The organism is Homoserinimonas sp. A447 (genome assembly GCF_054489325.1).
Map to the genome: position 1 here is coordinate 1,866,883 of NZ_JBTMWW010000001.1, position 16,178 is coordinate 1,883,060.

Genomic DNA, 16,178 nt, shown 5'->3' on the forward strand with positions numbered 1-16,178 from the left:
TCAGCTCAGACATTGAACGATTGGGGCAGCCGAAAAGCGTGGCCGCCCCAATCGTTCAAAACTCGACACCCCGCAACCCATCCACACCCAGCCGCTCGGGGCTGACACCTACGGCAGGAACGGCTTCGAACCGGTGCCCTCGGCGATGATCTGCTCCAGCACCTCGGGCGCTGTGGTGTTCTCGCCGAGCACGTTCGGCTTGCCTGCGCCGTGGTAGTCGCTCGATCCGGTAACGGCCAGGCCGAACCGGTCGGCCAGTTGCCGCAGCCGCTTCTTGCCGTCCTCGGTGTTCTCGCGATGCTCGATCTCCAGGCCGAACAACCCGGCGTCCACCAGCTGGGACAGGCGTCCCTCTGGGATCACCCCTGAACGCCCGTGCGTTGCCGGGTGGGCGAGCACCGGCACGCCACCGGCTGCCCGCACCAGCTTGACAGCCGTCAGCGGGTCGGGTGCGTAGTGCGGTTCGAAGTACCCAGTGCTCGGGTGAAGGATGCTCGCGAACGCGGCGCTCCGCGTCGGCACGTGCCCCTTGGCCACCAGGGCATCCGCAATGTGCGGCCGCCCGACGGTCGCCCCATTCGCTGTCTGGGCGAGCACGTCCTCCCAGGTGAGGTCGTAGTCGGCTGCGATCCGCCCCACGATGCTCTCCGCCCGGGACAGCCTGGCCGCGCGAATCCGCGCCGTCTCCGCAATCAGGTCGGCGTTCATCGGGTCGAGCAGGTAGGCGAGCAGGTGAACGCTCTGCCAGCCGTACCGGGTGCTGAGTTCCATCCCGGGAATCACCGTGAGACCGGTTCCGGATGCTTCCGCCGCCGCCTCGTGCCATCCCGCCGTCGAGTCGTGATCGGTGATCGCTATCGTGCCGAGCCTCGCCGCGAGAGCGGCCCGCACCAATTGCGCGGGCGTTTCCGTTCCGTCCGACACACTCGAGTGAGTGTGAAGGTCGATTGCTCCAGGCATGATGCAACTCTAGGCGGAAGCTCGGGGGCTCACCGGTTAGGGTTGCTAGGCCATGATTCGTCGTCTCCTTGCCGCAGTGTTCATCCTCGGTGTGGCCGCGGTGCTGCTCGTGGCGGCCTGGCCCCAATTACTCGGGCTGCAGCGAACACCGCTGGTCGCGCATGCCGTCTCGTTTCGCGCCATGGCGTCCTGTGTGGCAATAGGGTTTCTGCTTCTTGTGGTGGTGGGCGCGACACTCGGCCGCGGGTTCCGCAGTATGGCGGCATCCCTGGCGGTGATGTTGATCGCGTTCGTGCTGGTCAACGCCGCGGTGCTCTCCACGCGGGGCTTCGGAGGAGACCAGCCGGTGAGCGGCCAGGCTTCCGACAGCGCGGAGCTCACCGTGCTGTCCTGGAACACGCTCGGTCCGGCTACCACCCCTGAGGTCATTGCGGAACTTGCACTCGACACCGGGGCCGACGTCGTGGTGCTGCCCGAGACGATCCTCGAGAACGCGACCCAGGTGGCCGTGCTGATGCGAGAGGGAGGTAGCCCGATGTGGGCACACACACTCGCCTACGACCAGATCTCCCCCGCCCGGTCCACGTCGGTGCTCACCAGTGCTGCCCTGGGCGAATACGACTACGACAGCCTCGCCGAGACCACTGCCGTGCTGCCAACGGTCGTCGCAACTCCCCGCGACGGCAACGGCCCCACCATCGTGGCCGTTCACGCGGTCGCACCCCTGGTCGAACAGTTCGACAATTGGCGGACCGACCTCGAACTGCTTGCCGGGTTCTGCAGCGGTCCCAACGTGATCATGGCCGGCGACTTCAACGCCACCATCGACCACATGACCGGCCTCGGCGCCGAACCGGGCAAGACGTTGGGCGAGTGCACGGATGCTGCCATGGTCACCGGCAATGGCGCCCTGGGAACGTGGCCGACCCGGTTGCCCGCCATCCTGGGCGCGCCGATCGATCACGTGATGGCAACATCCGATTGGACCGTGAGCGACATGGAGGTCATCCAGTCGCTGGATGACAACGGCAGCGACCACCGGCCGGTGGTGGCCCAGCTGACCAGGCGGGACTAGCTTTCGGTTCAGCCGGCGTCGCGGAACTGCTGGATGAGCATCCGCGCCATGGCTTTCGCACGCGCATGCACATTTCTGGCCAGCCCCATCCGCTCGTACTGCCGGCGAGAAAGAGGAGTGGAACATTGCCCAGCGATCAGGGGGACAATAGAGGCATGTCTTCCACCGACCTCCCCACCGAAGCTCCCCGCGCCACCTCGAACCGGTCCACCACCCCGGCGTCCGAGCAGTTCAAGGACTACATCGGATCGAATTGGGCCGAGCGAACGGACGTCGTCCCCGAGACCCGTGAACACGCCCGGTTTGCGGCCGACCGGCGGGCAAAGCTGTCCGCGCTTCACACCGGCCAGCGGTTGATCATCCCGGCCGGCTCGGCGAAGGTGCGCTCCAACGACACCGATTACCCGTTCCGCGCGCACTCCGGCTTCGCCCACCTCACCGGCTGGGGCTCGGACTCCGAGCCAGGTGCGGTGCTCGTGATGGAGCCGAGCGCCGATGGCCACGAGGCGACGGTGTACTTCCGCGAGCGCGCCGGTCGCGACTCGGAGGAGTTCTACGCCAACCCGGAGATCGGTGAGTTCTGGATCGGAGCCCGCCCGTCGCTCGCTCAGGTGGCCGGCGACCTGGGCCTGGCCACCCGGGGGATCGCAGAGCTGGAGAGCGAACTTTCCTCCACCGATCTGAACACGCTCATCGTGCGCGACGCCGACCGCAACGTGACCGAGCAGGTCGACAGCGCCCGCCTCATCGCCAGCGACAGGGAAACCACTACCTTCGACGACCACGCCGGCGATGCCGAGCTCAGCCGCAACCTCTCCGAGCTCCGTCTCGTCAAGGACACCTACGAGATCGAGCAGATGCGTCAGGCGGTGGATGCCACGAAGAAGGGCTTCGACGACGTCATCGCCGACCGGCCGGCCATCGTCGCGCATCCGCGGGGTGAGCGACTCGTTGAGGGCACCTTCAACCGGCGAGCACGCGCCGACGGCAACACGGTCGGCTACGACACGATTGCGGCGAGCGGGCCGAACGCCTGCGTGCTGCACTGGACCCGCAACGACGGACCGGTGCGTGACGGTGACATGATCCTGCTCGACGCCGGCATCGAACTCGACAGCTACTACACCGCAGACATCACCCGCACACTGCCCATCAGCGGAACCTTCACCCCGATCCAGCGGAAGATCTACGAGGCCGTGCTGGAGGCGGCGGATGCGGCGTTCGCGATCGTGCGTCCTGGCATCCGGTTCCGCGAAGTGCACGCTGAGGCGATGCGGGTCATCGCGGAGAAGACAGCCGAGTGGGGCATCCTGCCGGTGTCGGCCGAGGAGTCGCTCAAGCCGGACAACCAGTACCACCGCCGCTACATGGTGCACGGTACCAGCCACCACCTCGGCATCGACGTGCACGACTGCGCCCAGGCGCGTCGCGAGTTGTACATCGACGGGGTGGTCGAAGAGGGAATGGTGTTCACCATCGAGCCAGGGCTGTACTTCCAGCCCGACGACCTGACCGTGCCGGAGGAGTACCGCGGTATCGGCGTGCGCATCGAAGACGACATCCTGGTGACGGCGGATGGCGCCGAGAACCTGTCGGTCGGCATTCCCCGCACCGCCGACGACGTGGAGGCCTGGCTGCGCTGACCGGTTCGCGCTTCTTGGCGGGTCGAGCCCCTAGGCGGGTCGAGCTTGTCGAGCGTTGTACTGAGCCTGTCGAAGTGACCAGGCGAGCTTGTCGAGCCTCGGCCCAAGGACCAGCACCGATCGGCGGTGTCGGAAGGGAGCGAGCGCTGCGTTCACGGCAGCAGCGTGAAGCCGCTCTGCGCGGCAGCAGTTCGCAATTGGTCGTCGAAAGCGGCAACTACTGAGCACTCGGGATCAGCGTCTCTGGCTGCGTGCGCGCTCGCGAGTTGCACCGCGTCGTAAGCGCGCAACCCAGTGCTGGCCAGCAGTCGGGTTGCACCAACGATGATGTCACTGGTGACGGCTACCGGGAGAAGCAGTGTGCCGGTCAAGGCGTGTCCGGCGAAGTCTCCCTCGAACAGGCGCACAAGGGTGCCGACCGACCCGAGTGACAGTTCTCCCATTCGATGTTTACGCCAGAAGGCGGCGCACACTTCGACTCGCGCGATCTCGGAGACAGCGAACACTGTGCGGGCTCGGATGGTCTCCGAACCTTCTTCGTCGGCGTATAGCTTCACCAGCGCCGACGAGTCGGCGTAGACACTCACCGGCGATCGTGCGAGACCAGGTCGGAGAGTGCAGTACCCGAGCCGGCCTCCTTACGGGCGGCTTCGACCTCCGCGGCGCTGGGAACAACCTGGTCCCAGTGCATTGGCACGACGAGTAGCCCGGCGCGCTCCAACCGCCCCCGCAGGCGGACCTCCTCAGGATCCACAGCGTCGGGAGACGTAGCGACCTCGAGAACCTGCGTGATGAAATCGTTCATGCTGCGCTTTTGGGCGGCAGCCGTCTTCTGCACCCGCTCCACAAGTGCATCCGCTGCTCGCCAACTGACCTGACCCATGCAAGCATGCTAGCACTCATGCTAGCGCTTCAGCAAAATCAGAGCTTGCCGCGGCTCAGTGTTTGCGGAGGCTCAGTGTTCGTGCGGCACGAGCTTGAACGCCTGCCTGCCGTGCGTGTACGACGACCCTGCGCCGATAGCCGACGCGACCCAGATGGCCTCGGCGACCTCCTTCTCGGTCGCGCCAGCCTTCACCGCGGCCTTGGTGTGCGCTTCGATGCAGTACGGGCACTGCATGGAGATCGAGACGGACACGGCCATCAGCTCGCGGTACTTCTTGGGGATTTCGCGCCCATCCTCCGCGAACACCGCGCCGCTGAAGTCGGTGTATGCCTTGAGCAGGTCCGGGCTGGCCGTCTTGTAGTTGCGCATGTATTGGCGGTCGGATGGTTCGATGTTGTCGCTCATCGTTGCTCCTTCAGTTGAAGCACAGCCGCCCCGGTGGCGGCCGGCTACTCGGTGGGCGCCGGGCGGGCCAGCAGTTCCTGCGCCCGCACCAGCTGGCCCGGATCGATGATGATCTGATAGTTGCTGGCCAGCACCTGGTGGATCGAGGTGAAGTCCCGGCGACGACGGCTCATCGTGTAGCTGACGATGCCGAAGATCATTCCGAAACCGGCACCGATAAGCACCGCAGCCCCGACGAACGCGAGGGAGTTCGGGTTGCTGGTGAACAGGAACAGGATGAGCCCGAAGAAGAGGCCGAACCAGGCGCCGCTGGCGGCACCCGCCCCTGCCGCGCGTGCATAGGTCAGCTTGCCGGTGACCCGTTCGACCGTCTTCAGGTCGTTGCCGACGATCGCCAGTTGCTTGACCGGGAACTCGGCCTTCGACAACCGGTCGACGACCGCCTGCGCCTCGAGGTAGGTGTCGTAGGTTCCCAGCACCTCACCCTTGGGGAGGCTCGGAAATACCTGACCACGACGCGAAAAAGGACTCTGGTTGCTCACCAGGCCATTCTCCCATGCGGCGGCTAGGGTTGTTAGTGTGAGCGCGACCAGAGTCTTCGTCGCCCGCTTGGCCGGGTGCTCCGTTTTCGACCCCGCCGGCGACAAGGTCGGCCGGGTACGCGATGTCCTGGTCGTCTACCGCGCCAAACAGTCGCCTCGCGTTGTCGGATTGATCGTCGAGGTTTCCGGTCGCCGCCACGTGTTCCTGTCCATCGGACGGGTCACCAGCATCGGCTCAGGCCAGATCATCACGACCGGCCTGATCAACCTGCGCCGTTTCGAGCAGCGCGGCGGCGAGGTGCGCGTGATCGCGGAGGTTCTCGGCCGCAAGGTGAGCCTGGTCGACGGCTCCGGCACGGCCACCATCGAGGACGTCGCCATCGAGCAGAACGGCCCTGGCGAGTGGCAGGTGTCCGAGCTGTTCCTCCGCCGGCCCAAGACCAGCGCCTCCCCCTTCGCGAAAGGCCACACCATGTTCGCCCGGTGGGCATCCGTTCGGGAGGACACCGCAGGTGGCGAGGCCCAGTCGGCCGCCCAACTGCTGGCCACCTACGAAGACCTGCTTCCCGCCGACCTCGCCAACACCCTGCTCGACCTGCCGGAGCAGCGGATGCTGGAGGTCGCAGAAGAGCTGAGCGACGAGCGCCTGGCCGACGTCCTGGAGGAGATGCCCGAAATCGAGCAGGTGGGCATCCTGAACCAGCTCGAAGACGACCGCGCCGCCGACGTGCTCGACCAGATGCAGCCGGATGACGCGGCCGACCTGATCGCCCAGCTTTCCCAGGAGCGCCGGGAGGCCCTGCTCGAGCTGATGCAGCCCAAAGAGGCCGAAGACGTGCGGATGCTGCTGCTCTACGAGCCGGACACCGCCGGCGGCCTGATGACCACCGACCCGATCATCGTCTCCGCCGACGCGACGGTGGCCGAGGGCCTCGCCCTGATCCGCCGCCACGAGACCGCGCCGGCGCTGGGCGCTGCTATCTGCGTCACCCTCCCGCCGTACGAGCCACCGACCGGCCGATTCCTCGGCATGGTGCATTTCCAGCGGATGCTGCGGTACCCGCCGAACGAACGCCTGGGCACGCTGCTCGACCTCAAGCTCGAACCGGTCCAGGATGACGCCTCAGCGGCCGAGGTCGCGCGCATCCTCGCCACCTACGACCTGGTGTCCGTCCCGGTCGTCGACGAGAACCACCGACTGGTCGGGGTGGTGACAATTGACGATGTCCTCGATTATCTGCTGCCAGACGACTGGCGAAGTCACGACGATGAACCCGGCGTTGTGACGGTTTCAGCCGACACCCGCCCGCAGCCGATAATCATCCCCACCGGAAGGAGGAACGTCAGTGGCACGCCGAACTGATCGAGGACTGGATTCGCCCAAGGGCCTGAGGACGTCGTTCGTCCCGTTCCTCGGTGGGCGCAAGGACCGCATGGGCCGCTTCTCGGAGGCGTTCGCCCGCGGGATGGGCACGCCGTGGTTCCTGGTCGGCATGACCCTGTTCTGCGTCGCCTGGCTGACCTACAACACGTGGGCGCCCGAAGAGGCGCAGTTCGACCCGCGCGCGCTCAACTACACGCTGCTCACCCTCATCCTGTCGCTTCAGGCGTCGTATGCGGCCCCGATGATCCTGCTCGCGCAGAACCGGCAGGACGACCGCGACCGGGTGCAGATCGAACAGGATCGCCAGCGTGCCGAACGCAACCTGAACGACACCGAGTACCTGGCCCGCGAGGTGGTGGCGCTGCGCCTGGCGATGAAGGATGTCGCCAGCAAGGACTTCATCCGCGCTGAACTTCGGGCACTGCTCGAAGAGCTGAACAGGGATGACGCCGACAAGGACCCTGATCGGGTTGACTGACCAGGATCTACCCACGCTCATCCACCGCGCCCTCACCCGCGTCATCGACCCGGAGATCCGCAAGCCGATCACCGACCTCGACATGGTGGGCTCCATCGCGGTCGGCGCGGACGGTGCCGCCACGGTGGGTATCAAGCTGACGATCATCGGATGCCCCGCGGCGGACACCATCGAACGGGACGTCCTGGATGCTGTCGCCGGCGTGCCCGGCGTCACGAGCACCGCGGTCGACGTGACCATCATGACCAAGGAGGAGCGCCGCGCCCTCACCGAGAAGCTGCGCGGCACCGGGCGGGTGATGCAGTTCGGGCCGGACTCGCTCACCCACATCTTCACGGTCACCAGCGGCAAGGGTGGTGTCGGCAAGTCCACCCTCACCGCCAACCTGGCGGTCGCGCTGGCGGCGCGGGGCCTGAAGGTCGGGCTCATCGACGCTGATGTCTTCGGGTTCTCGATTCCGGGCATCCTGGGCATACCGGATGCGAAGCCCACCCGTGTGGGCGAGATGATCCTGCCGCCGATCGCCCACGAGGTGAAGGTGATCTCGATCGGCATGTTCGTGGAGGAGCGCACGGCGGTGTCGTGGCGCGGGCCGATGCTGCACCGCACCATCGAGCAGTTCCTGACCGATGTGTACTTCGGCGACCTCGACGTGCTGCTGCTCGACCTGCCTCCCGGCACCGGGGACGTGGCGATCTCGGTCGGCCAGCTGCTGCCGCAGGCCGAGGTCATCGTGGTGACGACACCGCAGGCGGCCGCCGCGGAGGTCGCCGAACGAAGCGGGCTGGTCGCCCGGCAGACTGGCCAGCAGGTGCTCGGCATCGTGGAGAACATGGCCGGACTGGTTCAGGATGACGGCACGGTGCTCGACCTGTTCGGCACCGGCGGCGGCGAGGAGGTTGCCAGGCGGCTCGGGGTTCCGGTACTCGGTTCGGTTCCCCTGAGCGTCGCGTTACGCGAGGGCGGAGACTCCGGACGGCCGGTCGTGCTCGAGCGGCCCACGGATGCTGCGGCTGTCGCCATCGACGCGATCGCCGCCCAGCTGGCCACCCGCGGTCGGGGCCTGGCCGGGCGCAAGCTGCCGCTCACGCTGCGGTGATCAGGCCCGTACTGCGGGTTGAGTAGCGCGCCCGCGCGTATCGAAACCTTGCACGCCGACGGTTTCGACCCTTCGATACGGGCGCTAAGCGCCCACTCAGGGGAACTACGGCCCTGGCGGGCCTACTCAACCCACAGAAAGCGAATCGTCGATGTCGGCTCGCCGCAAGCGATAGCGTGCCAGTGACAGCAAGCTCCCGCCGATCAGCACCGCCGGCACCACGCTGAAGCTCACGACGATGCCTGCGACCGCAGCGGCGGGCTGCTCCACCAACTCGCTGCCGGTCGTCGCCACGTACCCGGTGACGGCGAGCACGACGGTTAGCGCAGTCGCACCGAGCGCCATCCCGGTGGTCTCGCCCGCCGTCCACACCCCGCCGAAAATGCCGGCCTGGCCGTCCCCGTGGCTGGCGGCATCGTGGGAGATGACGTCCGGCAGCATTGCCATCGGAAGCGACTGCATGCCGGCGTAGGCGGCCCCGGCAACAGCGACCGGCAGGTAGACCCACTCCCCCGGCGCCCAGATCAGTGCCGTCATCGACAGGGCAGCGAGAGCAAACACGGCGGATGCGAGGGCGAACCCGCGCTCTTTGCCCGCCCTGCGCGAGACGGCCTGCCACACCGGTGCGAAGAACACTGCGGGCGCGATCAGCGCGAGGAACAGGAAGGTGACAGCGCCCTGGCTGTGCAGCACGTACTTGGCAACGTATTGGGCACCGGCCAGCATCATCCCGGTCGCCAGCCCCTGAAGCACGAAGGTCAGCAGCAGTGCGCGGAAGGCGGCGCTCCGCTTCAGGATGCGTGCACCATCCGCGTACTGCGCGGCGATGGAAGCGCGAGCCACCGGGGCGCCGGCCGGAGCGCCGATCTTCGGTGCGGAAAAACTCGAGCCGAGCATCCCGGCACCGATTGCAAGCCCGGCGACGACCGCCATCAGCAGGTAGCCGAGGTTCTCGTCAGCCGTGATGTCGCGCAGGGCCGGACCTCCGGCGCCGAACAGCAGGATCGCGACCGTGAGCACGACGACGCGCCAGGTCAGCAGGCGGGTGCGCTGGTCGTACCCGACGGCGATCTCGGCGGGGAGGGCGATGTACGGCACCTGGAACAGGCTGAACGCCGTCGCGGTCAGCAGGAACGCCACCAGCACCCACAGGCCGGAGAGCAGCGGCCCGATCCCAGCAGGCACGGCGAAGGTCAGGATGAAGAAGACCGGCAGCAGCAACGAGCCGAGCACCATTCCCCGGCGACGAGTGCCGGTGGTCGCCTGAGCGTGATCGCTTCGACTCCCCAGGATCGGGTCGATCACCACATCCCAGACCTTGGCGGCAGTGACGATGAGGCCGGCGGCCAGCGCCGCGACCCCGAGGGTGTCTGTCAGGTAGAACACCAGCACCAGCCCCGGCAGTGTGGCGAAACCGCCGGTGCCGAGTGAGCCGAGCGCGTAGCGCGCGACAGTGGTCCGGGTGAGCGGCTCGGGCGCCGGCCGGGTCGGATCGAGGGTGGGGTCCGCATTGACCATTTCGTGAGCGTAGCGCACGTCATGCAGCTGCCGGAGCCGACGCTCCCGGAGCGCCGGGGCACGCTGCACCTAGGATGAGCACCATGTCCGGTTCCCTTATCCCGCCTGCCATCGCCGATGACCTCGACCGTGACCTGACGGCGTCGAGCGGCACAACAGCATCCGTCGTCGCCCCCTTCACCGGTGAGGTGCTGCACGACCTCCCACTGAGCACAGTTCGCGATGTAGAGGATGCCGCGGCGCGCGCCCGACTCGCCCAGCTTGCGTGGCACCATGCCGGCTTCGCGCATCGCCGGGCGGTGCTGCTGAAAGCGCACGACCTGCTGCTGGAGCGGCGCGAACTGCTGCTGGATGCGGTGCAGTCCGAGACGGGGAAGACCCGCGGGCAGGCCTTCGAGGAGGTCTTCCAGGCCGCGAACGCGACCCGTTACTACGCGGTGAAGGCGCGCGGAACCCTGCGCACTCGCCGTCGTCGCGCCGGCATCCCGTTCGTCATCCAGACCAGGGTCGGCTATCGGCCGAAGGGCCTGGTCGGCGTCATCACCCCGTGGAACTTCCCCCTCAGCCTGTCCGTCATGGATGTCATCCCCGCCCTCGCCGCGGGCAACGCCGTCGTGCAGAAGGCCGACCATCAGGGTGCGCTCACCATCCTGGCCTCACGGCGCGCGTTCATTGAGGCCGGGGTGCCCGAGGGGGTCTGGGCGGTCGTCACGGGAGATGGTGCCGTCATCGGCACTGCGGTCAATGATGTCTCCGACTACGTCTGCTTCACCGGGTCGACGGCGACCGGTCGCTCGGTTGCCGAGCGCGCAGCATCCGCCCTGCGCGGGGCATCGCTCGAGCTGGGCGGTAAGAACCCGATGATCGTGCTGGACGACGTCGACCCTCGCAAGGCTGCCCGCAGCGCGGTGTACGCGAGCTTCGCCGCCCTCGGCCAGCTGTGCGTCTCGATGGAGCGCATCTACGTTCAGCGCACGGTGGCGGATGCCTTCATCCGCGAGTTCGTTGCCGCAACAGACGCGCTCGTGCAGGGGGGCGCGTTCGACCACTCGACAGACGTGGGCTCCCTCACACTGGCGAGCCAAATGGACAACGTGAATCGCCATATCGACGACGCCGTCACCAAGGGCGCGACCGTACTCACCGGCGGCAAACCGCGCCCAGACCTCGGGCCGCTGTTCTTCCAGCCGACGGTGCTCACCGGAGTGACCGACGACATGGACTGCGCACGCGGTGAGACGTTCGGGCCACTGGTCGCCATCACGATCGTCGACACCGAAGAGGAGGCCATCATTGCGGCGAACGATTCCGACTTCGGGTTGAACGCATCCGTCTTCAGTGCCTCCAGGAAGCGGGCACGACGCGTCGCATCAGCGCTCGCCGCCGGCAGTGTCAACATCAACGAGGGTTACCGGGCCAGCTTCTCCTCCATCGATGCGCCGATGGGCGGAATGAAGCAGTCGGGCCTCGGACGCCGCAACGGACCGGAAGGCCTGCTGCGTTTCGTCGACTCACGCACCATCGCCGAGGCCACCGGATTGGTGCAATTGCCGAGGTTCGGAAAAGAGTTTGCGACCCTAACTGGGGTAATGATCGCGCTGCTTTTCGCACTTAAGTTGTTCCGTCGCGGTTAAACTCTGCTCACCCAAGTCTTTCTGCCCGAAGGAAAGGACACCCGACATGAGCAAGCTGGTTCGCGCGGGACTGGAAGCCGTCGTCACGATAACCGCCACCTTGGCCGTCATCATCGGTGCGTTCTCCGCCCTCCTCGGCATGGACAGCCTGATGGCCCTGAGCGGCATCTACTACGCGATCTGGGCGGGAACCATCCTGCTGATCCACCTCGCCTTCGCCAGGCGCCGCCGCCACTACCGGCTGAGCCTCAGCGTCGGCGCGAGCGTCGCCGTCATGGGTGCACACCTGGTGATGTTCTTCACCGGGAACATTCCCGTGGAAATGAGCCTGGTGCCGGTCATCATGCACGACTTCGGCCTCGCGCTGGTCGCCCTCGTGGTGCTCAACGTTGTGCACCTGGTGCTCTTCCGCCGTCGTCGTCCGACGCAGGCTGCCGCCCCGGCGGCACCAGCGGCACCGGACTTCTCCGAGCGCGTCGATGACATCCCGGCGCCTACGGCCGCCACGCAGCCGCCGGTCGACGCTGAGCCGACAGCCGCAGGCTCGACAGCGGCAGAAGAAGCCGAAGCCGACAGCGAGCCGGAACCGCAGCACGCCACGACGGCCTGACCGAACCGGTCAGGTCGCCTCGGAGTCGAACGGGGTCGGCGCGCCTTCGGCCAACTGCCGCTTGCGCCTGGCGTACGCCGATTCGATCACCGGCCTCACCACCGGCTCCGGCTCATCGACCAAGGCCTCGCGGATGATGCGCCTCGGGTCGTATTGCCGGGGGTCCAGCTTCTTCCAGTCGACGTCGTCGAAGTCGGGGCCGAGCTCGTCGCGCATCCGGTCTTTGGCGCCGTTCGCCATGTCGCGCAGCGACCTGGTCAGCCTCGCCAGTTGCGCGGCGTAGTGCGGAAGCCGATCCGGGCCGAGCAGGAAGACGGCAATGACTCCGATCAGGAGGATCTTGTCGATAGTCAGGCCGAACACTCGTTCATGCTAACCGGTAAGACAGGTCATCACCTCTATCGTTGAGGGGAACAAGGAGTTGCCCGTGCCTGACAAGGAATCCGCCTGGAAGTACGCCGAAGAGTTCGTCTCCGAGAGCGATGCCATCTCGGCTGCCCGCGCGCAGTCGATCGAGTTCGGGGTCGAAGCGGTCTCCCCTGCGACAGGTGCCGCGATTGCCGTGCTGGCCGCCGCATCCGCAGCCGGCAATGTGATCGAGATCGGTACCGGCGTCGGGGTCAGCGCGCTGTGGCTGTTCGCCGGAGCACCGCAGGCCACGCTGACCTCCATCGACATCGAGCCCGACTTCCAGCAGGCTGCCCGCAAGTCGTTCGGCGACGCCGGCGTGCCCGCGAATCGCGTGCGGCTGATCACCGGTCGCACGCACGATGTTCTCCCGCGCATGAACGAGCAGTCCTACGACCTCGTCCTGGTCGATGCCGACCCGTTGTCGGTCATCGAGAACGTCGAACACGGTCTTCGCCTCGCGCGACCGGGCGGCACCGTGCTGGTGCCGCACGTGCTGTGGCGCGACCGCGTCGCCGACCCGGTGAAACGCGACGATGTGGTCACCGGCTTCCGCACCCTGTTGAACGAGGTGGCGGCATCGGATGCCGTGCTCAGCTCGCTCTCACCGGTCGGCGACGGCCTGCTTCAGCTGGTGAAGCGCTAGCCGCAAGTGGCGCGCGGTTTCGATACGGTCGCTTCGCGACCTACTCAACCCACAGAAGTTGCGGGTTGAGTAGCTCGCATCCGCGGCTAACGCTCGTTCAACTCGATGTTGCCGGCCGTGGTTTCGAAGCGGTAGACGCGGTCGGAGTTCTGGTCGCTCGACACGTTCTGCCGCACCTCGCCGGCCGTGGTGTCCGTCTCGATGCGGTAGCTGCCGCTCGGCAGCGCCACCCGAACGTCACCGGCAGTGGAGGTGACCTCCATGCTGTCGGGCAGCGAACGGAACTCGAAGGTGCCGTCGCCCGCGGTGCTCTCACTGCGGAACGACCCGTTCACCGCGACATCGTCCAGCCGTACGTCGCCGGCCGTCGTGGAGATCTGCAGGTCGTCGGTTGCCCCGGACATCCGCAGGTTGCCCGCCGTCGAATCCACCGTCACATCGCCGTAGTCGCCGGACAGGTTCAGGTCGCCGGCGGTGGTCTCGATGGCCAGTTGGATGCCGTCGCGTTCCATCGCGGCCGGGAGGGAGATGTTCACCTTCGCGTCGTCGTTCCAGCCCCAGCCGTCGAAGCCCCAGCCCCACCAGCCCCAGCCGGGGTGGCCGACGCGAACGTTCAATACGCCGTCGGAGACCTCGTAGTCGAGCCTCAGGTTCGTCCCGCCCTGGTCGAAGCGGATCTGCGGCTCGTCGACGTCGGTGTACTGCACCTTGACGTCGGCCGCGCTGGTACGGAGCTCGACCGTGTCAAAGGCGTCCTCGACCGCGAAGGTGCCGGAGGTGTCATCGCGGTTCAGTGAGAACGCCACCCGAGCAACCGTGCCGACGAGGATGATCGCCAGCACGATGGATCCGACCACCAGCAGCACGGTGCGGAGGGTGTTCGGCTGCCGGGGAGCGGGTGCCGGGGAGGGCGCGGTCTGGTCTTGCGTAGTCATGTTCTGTCCTTGGTCTGTGAGTTGGGGATTCGGGTAGGTCAGGTGCGGTCGGGCTGGCTGTTCAGGTAGCGCAGCACCGCCAGCACGCGGCGGTTGCCGCTGTCTTCGATCGGGAGGCCGAGTTTGGCGAAGATGGCCGAGATGTGCTTCTCGACCGAGCCCTCGGCGATGAACAGTTCTTTGGCGATGGCACTGTTGGAGCGTCCCTCAGCCATCAGCTGCAGCACGCCTCGCTCCCGGGTGGTCAGCGCGCCCAGGTCATCGCCCCGCCGGGAGCGGATGACGATCTGGGCTACCACCTCTGGATCGAGAACGGTTCCACCTGCGCCCACCTCAGCGACCGCTGCCAAAAACTCGTCGACGTCGGCCACCCGGTCCTTCAGCAGGTAGCCGAGCCCGCTCGAGTTGTCGGCGATCAGCTCGCCGGCGTAGCGCTCCTCGACGTATTGCGAGAGAACCAACACGGCGACCGCGGCACTCTGGGCGCGGATGAGTACCGCCGCACGGATGCCCTCATCGGTGTACGTGGGCGGCATCCGCACGTCGACGATGGCGAGGTCTGGTGAGAACTCGGTGACCGCTTGAAGCAGGTCCTCCGCGTTCTCGACCGCCGCCACCACCTGGTGGCCGGCGTCGCTGAGCAGCCGCTCGATCCCCGCCTTCAGCAGTACGGAGTCTTCGGCAATTACGATGCGCATGGCACCTCCACGGTGATGAGGGTCGGTCCGCCGTTCGGAGACTCGATGAGCATGGTTCCGCCGGCAGCTCGCACCCGGTCGCGCATGCCGGCCAGGCCACCCTGGCCGAGACCGTCGCCCAGGTGGGCACCGCCGACTCCGTTGTCGCGGATGCGGGCGATCAGCCGGCAGTCCTCGGCATCCGCCCCCTCCTGCACGACGGTGACCGTGCACTCGGATGCCGCGGAATGCTTGGCGACGTTGGTGAGCGCCTCAGCGACGGCGAAGTAGATGACCGCCTCGGCCTCGGGCGCCGCACGCCCGGGAACGGTGACTGAGATGGTGGTGGGGACCAGGCAGCGGGAGGCGACGGCCGACAGGGCGGCGTCCAGCCCGCGATCGGTGAGCACGGCCGGGTGGATGCCCCTGGCCAGTTGGCGCAGTTCGGTGATCGACGCCTTCGCCTCGGTGTGTGCCTGCTCGAGGAGTGCTTTGGCCGCTTCAGGATCGGAGTCGAACTTGCTGCGCGCCATGCCCAGGGTGAGCGCGACGGAGACAAGTTGCGGTTGCACGCCGTCATGCAGATTGCGCTCGATGCGCTGACGCTCGATACTGGCCGCGTCGACAGCGCCCTGACGGGCATCCGCGAGGGTGTCCACCTTCTCGAGCAGCACGGCGTTGGAGCTGGGGCCGAGCAACGCCACCGACATCCGCCGGTCGAGCCGGCCGGCCCAGTAGATGTAGCCGAGCAGGACGGCCAGGAAGGCCAGTCCGACGAGCCAGGCGAAGCCGCCCTCCGTGATCGTGACCAGGCGGATGCCGAGCCCCCACAGCGCGACCATCAACGACCCGAGCAGCATGCTGAGGAAGTGGTGCAGCACGGTACGCCAGGTCACCGGGTCGACGAGGTCGACGAACGCCTGGGCCACATAGCGGATGCCACCGGTCTGCCTGGTCTGCCGGCGAACCGGCGGCGCGATGGTCACCTCGTAGAGTGCCATCGCCCGGTGCCGCTCCACCCAGCCGCTGGCCCTGGTCAGCGCGCTGGCCGCGAGCAGCAGGATGATGCCGATGCCAAGTGCCGGCACGGTGAAGATCCCGGTGGTGATCAGCGTGATGATGACGGTGAACCACAGCGTTGCGAGCACCGAGTCGATCAGGAGGTCGATCGTCGATGCCCACAAGAACGCAGCGTGGTTTCGGATTGGCTTATTTCTCACAGGTTCACCGTACGGGCATCCGTACCAGCCGGGTGAGCCGGTCAGCAGTCGATTCTGG

18 protein-coding genes are annotated in these 16,178 nt (G+C 67.0%); 8 read left to right on the top strand and 10 right to left on the bottom strand.

Features of this window, described 5'->3' with window-relative positions; translation table 11 throughout:
* Positions 1–108 precede the first annotated feature (108 nt).
* On the bottom strand, positions 109–960 hold the full coding sequence (locus ACX3O0_RS09085; protein ID WP_459107515.1) for a PHP domain-containing protein: 852 nt from the start codon (positions 958–960) through the stop codon (positions 109–111).
* Positions 961–1,012: 52 nt separating this feature from the next.
* Between ACX3O0_RS09085 and ACX3O0_RS09090 the strand changes: the two genes are divergently transcribed.
* Positions 1,013–2,035 (top strand): endonuclease/exonuclease/phosphatase family protein, encoded by a 1,023-nt coding sequence (locus ACX3O0_RS09090; protein WP_459107516.1) that lies wholly within the window; start codon positions 1,013–1,015, stop codon positions 2,033–2,035.
* A gap of 155 nt (positions 2,036–2,190) precedes the next feature.
* On the top strand, positions 2,191–3,678 hold the full coding sequence (locus ACX3O0_RS09095; protein WP_459107517.1) for an aminopeptidase P family protein: 1,488 nt from the start codon (positions 2,191–2,193) through the stop codon (positions 3,676–3,678).
* A gap of 152 nt (positions 3,679–3,830) precedes the next feature.
* On the opposite strand, the gene ACX3O0_RS09100 is transcribed toward ACX3O0_RS09095, so the two are convergent.
* From ACX3O0_RS09100 to ACX3O0_RS09115, 4 genes are all read right to left on the bottom strand, one after another.
* Complete coding sequence (locus ACX3O0_RS09100) at positions 3,831–4,265, bottom strand: type II toxin-antitoxin system VapC family toxin (protein WP_459107518.1); 435 nt, start codon at positions 4,263–4,265, stop codon at positions 3,831–3,833.
* The gene (locus ACX3O0_RS09105; RefSeq protein ID WP_459088109.1) at positions 4,262–4,561 is read right to left on the bottom strand and encodes a hypothetical protein; all 300 of its coding nucleotides are present in this window, start codon (positions 4,559–4,561) and stop codon (positions 4,262–4,264) included. Before ACX3O0_RS09105 ends, ACX3O0_RS09100 begins: the two co-directional genes overlap by 4 nt.
* Before the next feature lie 72 nt (positions 4,562–4,633).
* On the bottom strand, positions 4,634–4,969 hold the full coding sequence (locus ACX3O0_RS09110; RefSeq protein WP_459088111.1) for a carboxymuconolactone decarboxylase family protein: 336 nt from the start codon (positions 4,967–4,969) through the stop codon (positions 4,634–4,636).
* Positions 4,970–5,013: 44 nt separating this feature from the next.
* Positions 5,014–5,511, bottom strand: coding sequence for a general stress protein (locus tag ACX3O0_RS09115; RefSeq protein ID WP_459088113.1), 498 nt, complete (start codon positions 5,509–5,511; stop codon positions 5,014–5,016).
* Between the two features lie 37 nt (positions 5,512–5,548).
* On the opposite strand from ACX3O0_RS09115, the gene ACX3O0_RS09120 reads away from it, so the two are divergent.
* Genes ACX3O0_RS09120 through ACX3O0_RS09130 form a run of 3 tightly spaced genes read left to right on the top strand, consistent with a single transcriptional unit; the run spans position 5,549 to position 8,472 of the window.
* Complete coding sequence (locus ACX3O0_RS09120; RefSeq protein ID WP_459088115.1) at positions 5,549–6,874, top strand: magnesium transporter MgtE N-terminal domain-containing protein; 1,326 nt, start codon at positions 5,549–5,551, stop codon at positions 6,872–6,874.
* Positions 6,858–7,373 carry a DUF1003 domain-containing protein gene (locus tag ACX3O0_RS09125; protein WP_459107519.1) on the top strand — a complete coding sequence of 172 codons (516 nt, stop codon included), beginning with the start codon at positions 6,858–6,860 and terminating at the stop codon, positions 7,371–7,373. Before ACX3O0_RS09120 ends, ACX3O0_RS09125 begins: the two co-directional genes overlap by 17 nt.
* Entirely contained in the window at positions 7,339–8,472 is a 1,134-nt protein-coding gene (locus ACX3O0_RS09130; RefSeq protein WP_459107520.1) for an Mrp/NBP35 family ATP-binding protein, read from the top strand. The genes ACX3O0_RS09125 and ACX3O0_RS09130 overlap by 35 nt, the downstream gene beginning before the upstream one ends.
* A 126-nt stretch (positions 8,473–8,598) precedes the next feature.
* Here ACX3O0_RS09130 and ACX3O0_RS09135 read toward each other — a convergent pair whose 3' ends face one another.
* On the bottom strand, positions 8,599–9,990 hold the full coding sequence (locus tag ACX3O0_RS09135; protein ID WP_459107521.1) for an MFS transporter: 1,392 nt from the start codon (positions 9,988–9,990) through the stop codon (positions 8,599–8,601).
* 83 nt (positions 9,991–10,073) lie between these two features.
* On the opposite strand from ACX3O0_RS09135, the gene ACX3O0_RS09140 reads away from it, so the two are divergent.
* Positions 10,074–11,624, top strand: a complete 1,551-nt coding sequence (locus tag ACX3O0_RS09140; protein WP_459107522.1) for a succinic semialdehyde dehydrogenase — start codon at positions 10,074–10,076, stop codon at positions 11,622–11,624.
* Positions 11,625–11,670: 46 nt separating this feature from the next.
* On the top strand, positions 11,671–12,234 hold the full coding sequence (locus ACX3O0_RS09145) for a hypothetical protein (protein ID WP_459107523.1): 564 nt from the start codon (positions 11,671–11,673) through the stop codon (positions 12,232–12,234).
* Positions 12,235–12,243: 9 nt separating this feature from the next.
* Here the strand turns inward: ACX3O0_RS09145 and ACX3O0_RS09150 are convergent, their stop codons facing one another.
* Positions 12,244–12,597, bottom strand: coding sequence for a sec-independent translocase (locus ACX3O0_RS09150; RefSeq protein WP_459088127.1), 354 nt, complete (start codon positions 12,595–12,597; stop codon positions 12,244–12,246).
* Between the two features lie 64 nt (positions 12,598–12,661).
* On the opposite strand from ACX3O0_RS09150, the gene ACX3O0_RS09155 reads away from it, so the two are divergent.
* The gene (locus tag ACX3O0_RS09155) at positions 12,662–13,288 is read left to right on the top strand and encodes an O-methyltransferase (RefSeq protein ID WP_459088129.1); all 627 of its coding nucleotides are present in this window, start codon (positions 12,662–12,664) and stop codon (positions 13,286–13,288) included.
* An 86-nt stretch (positions 13,289–13,374) separates the two neighbouring features.
* Here ACX3O0_RS09155 and ACX3O0_RS09160 read toward each other — a convergent pair whose 3' ends face one another.
* From ACX3O0_RS09160 to ACX3O0_RS09170, 3 genes are read right to left on the bottom strand one after another with little or no spacing between them, the layout of a single operon-like run.
* On the bottom strand, positions 13,375–14,223 hold the full coding sequence (locus ACX3O0_RS09160; RefSeq protein WP_459107524.1) for a DUF4097 family beta strand repeat-containing protein: 849 nt from the start codon (positions 14,221–14,223) through the stop codon (positions 13,375–13,377).
* Between the two features lie 38 nt (positions 14,224–14,261).
* Entirely contained in the window at positions 14,262–14,921 is a 660-nt protein-coding gene (locus tag ACX3O0_RS09165) for a LuxR C-terminal-related transcriptional regulator (RefSeq protein ID WP_459107525.1), read from the bottom strand.
* Positions 14,909–16,120, bottom strand: coding sequence for a sensor histidine kinase (locus ACX3O0_RS09170; RefSeq protein ID WP_459107526.1), 1,212 nt, complete (start codon positions 16,118–16,120; stop codon positions 14,909–14,911). Before ACX3O0_RS09170 ends, ACX3O0_RS09165 begins: the two co-directional genes overlap by 13 nt.
* Between the last annotated feature and the right edge of the window lie 58 nt (positions 16,121–16,178).

Excerpts from the sequence above, each read along its gene's own strand:
- ACX3O0_RS09160 (WP_459107524.1), bottom strand. The coding sequence starts at position 14,223 with ATGACTACGCAAGACCAGACCGCGCCCTCCCCGGCACCCGCTCCCCGG.
- ACX3O0_RS09105 (WP_459088109.1), bottom strand. The coding sequence starts at position 4,561 with ATGGGTCAGGTCAGTTGGCGAGCAGCGGATGCACTTGTGGAGCGGGTG.
- ACX3O0_RS09095 (WP_459107517.1), top strand. The coding sequence starts at position 2,191 with ATGTCTTCCACCGACCTCCCCACCGAAGCTCCCCGCGCCACCTCGAAC.
- ACX3O0_RS09110 (WP_459088111.1), bottom strand. The coding sequence starts at position 4,969 with ATGAGCGACAACATCGAACCATCCGACCGCCAATACATGCGCAACTAC.
- ACX3O0_RS09135 (WP_459107521.1), bottom strand. The coding sequence starts at position 9,990 with ATGGTCAATGCGGACCCCACCCTCGATCCGACCCGGCCGGCGCCCGAG.
- ACX3O0_RS09130 (WP_459107520.1), top strand. The coding sequence starts at position 7,339 with ATGACGCCGACAAGGACCCTGATCGGGTTGACTGACCAGGATCTACCC.
- ACX3O0_RS09145 (WP_459107523.1), top strand. The coding sequence starts at position 11,671 with ATGAGCAAGCTGGTTCGCGCGGGACTGGAAGCCGTCGTCACGATAACC.
- ACX3O0_RS09090 (WP_459107516.1), top strand. The coding sequence starts at position 1,013 with ATGATTCGTCGTCTCCTTGCCGCAGTGTTCATCCTCGGTGTGGCCGCG.
- ACX3O0_RS09140 (WP_459107522.1), top strand. The coding sequence starts at position 10,074 with ATGTCCGGTTCCCTTATCCCGCCTGCCATCGCCGATGACCTCGACCGT.
- ACX3O0_RS09085 (WP_459107515.1), bottom strand. The coding sequence starts at position 960 with ATGCCTGGAGCAATCGACCTTCACACTCACTCGAGTGTGTCGGACGGA.
- ACX3O0_RS09165 (WP_459107525.1), bottom strand. The coding sequence starts at position 14,921 with ATGCGCATCGTAATTGCCGAAGACTCCGTACTGCTGAAGGCGGGGATC.